Here is a 2008-nt window from a genome sequence, read left to right as displayed (position 1 = left end):
TCCCACCCGCATCCTAGGAATTGGCTGGTTCGAAGCGGTGTAGTTTTTCCACAGACTGGTGCTCCTCGCCCGCTTCCATGAGCAGCTGATGAAAGCCACTTCGAAGGCGCTGAATGCCGGCGACGTCCAAGTCCCGGACTCCGTGGATGACCAGCGGTTCCTGCCAGTCCATCCCGAGTCGCCGTGCTGTGGCTTTTAGCGGGACAAGCATTGCTTCGTACTCCCAGCCGTGGAGGCCGTTGGGACCGTACCCGTCGAAGGCGCCGCCGGTCGTGGTGACAACGCGGAGCGTCTTACCGGCCAGGGCTCCTGGAGTGCCGGTCCCGTAGGCCCAACCGCGGGTCAGGACCTCGTCCAGCCAGCGTTTGAGAATCGACGGCATGGCGTACCAATAGGTGGGGTACTGCAGCACGATGTGGGCAGCCCCCGCGACCGCGTCCTGTTCGGCTTGGATATCAATGGAGCCCGTCCCATACAGCTCGGAAAGGACGCGGATGTGAACATCCTGAATGGACTTTGACTCCTCGAGTAATGCGGCGTTGATGCGAGAACTGCGGAGGTCCGGGTGGCCGACGATAAGTACCGTCTTCATGCTGTGCTCCAACGACTCACTCACTTTTCCTGCACAGGTGCTTTCTGTGCCAGTTCCGGTCGAGTAACCGGGTGACCGTCGATGGACTCGTAAAGGCTCTTGGAGCGGGCAAGGCCGTCCATCAGGCTGGCCGGTCCCCTGAAAGGCAGACCACCGATGTGCCAACCGTCTGTGTGCAGTTCCTCAATGAGGACCCAGACCACCTCGCGGAAAGCTTCAGATCCTTCGAACTTCACCATGACGTCAGTGAGCGCTGCCGCCATCCGGTGCTTTTCATCTTCCGTGAAGACGCCGTCGACGAGCTTGACATTTACGAACGGCATTGCGTTCTCCTCTTTGTAGGTGCTCCGGATTGCCCGGATATACCAAGCTTTGACCACGGGCGGCGTCGGCGGACCCGCGAATGCCGTCAATCACCCCACAGATACCGTCAGGGTGTGTCGGAGGCAGGCAGCGAGGTCCAGGGAACCGTCAGGGCTGGCACAGGAGGCGTTCCAGATAGAGCGAGGGACTCATTCCGATCTTCTGCGTGAAGACCCGCCTCATCGTCTCAGCACTTCCAAATCCGCTTGCGGCTGCCGCAGCGGCGACGGTGGTTCCCCTCTGGAGCATTGCCTGGGCCGCTTCGATCCGCACCGTTTCGACGTATCGACCAGGGCTGGTGTTGGTTCCCTCTTGAAAGAGCCGCGCAAGGCTACTGGCGCTGAGATTCGTCATGGCAGCCATGGCGTCAATCGAGTAATCCGCGCCGGGATCGGCCGTAATGCGGTCCAACAGGTTTCTGAGGACGTGGTCCCGCGGAACGCCCACCCGGACGGCGACAGAGTGCTGGGATTGCCCTCCCGGCCGTTGATTGAAAATGACCATTTGACGGACCACGGCCCGGGCAACGTCAGGTCCGTAGTCCTCCTCGACCATGAACAACGCCAGATCCACCCCGGAACTGATGCCCGCCGAGGTGATGATCGAACCGTCCTGCACGAACAACGCATCAGGCACGACATGCACCAGCGGATATGACCTCCTGAACCGTTCGACCTGGGTCCAATGGGTGGTCGCGTTCCGGTAATTCAGCAAGCCCCCGTGTGCCAGGAGAAACGCACCGGTACAGACGGAAGCGATCCGCCCGGCGTCATTCGTTAGATGGGAAACCGCCTCGACAAGTTCCTGCTCGAAAGGCTTGGACACCATCCCATAGGCACCCGGAACGATCACGGTGTCCAAGACGCCCGTCTCTCCGGCTGCGGCCTCGGCGGTCAAATAGTGTCCGTTGGAAGCACGCTTGGCACGGCCATCGCTGGAAACCAAGACAGTGTCGTAATGGGCCCCAAAGGCATTCGCATGATGAAACACATCAGCGGGCCCGGCAACATCGATCATTGTCACGCTGTCATGGATCAAGAACCCGATAGCCCG

Annotated in this window: 3 protein-coding genes; all 3 read right to left on the bottom strand. The window is 60.6% G+C overall.

Translation table 11 applies throughout. From position 1 onward, the window contains the following. Window positions 1-13: 13 nt before the first annotated feature. Entirely contained in the window at window positions 14-592 is a 579-nt protein-coding gene (locus VLA65_RS21910) for an NAD(P)H-dependent oxidoreductase (RefSeq protein ID WP_332603743.1), read from the bottom strand. A 20-nt stretch (window positions 593-612) separates the two neighbouring features. Continuing rightward, on the bottom strand, window positions 613-915 hold the full coding sequence (locus tag VLA65_RS21905) for a tautomerase family protein (protein WP_284989233.1): 303 nt from the start codon (window positions 913-915) through the stop codon (window positions 613-615). A gap of 148 nt (window positions 916-1063) precedes the next feature. Further along, a partial coding sequence (locus VLA65_RS21900; protein WP_332603742.1) for a GlxA family transcriptional regulator occupies window positions 1064-2008 on the bottom strand: 945 nt, incomplete at its 5' end.

This window comes from Arthrobacter sp. S2(2024) (assembly GCF_036662515.1).
In the GTDB taxonomy this organism is placed as follows: Bacteria; Actinomycetota; Actinomycetes; order Actinomycetales; family Micrococcaceae; genus Arthrobacter.
This window is presented reverse-complemented; position numbering and strand designations above follow the sequence as displayed.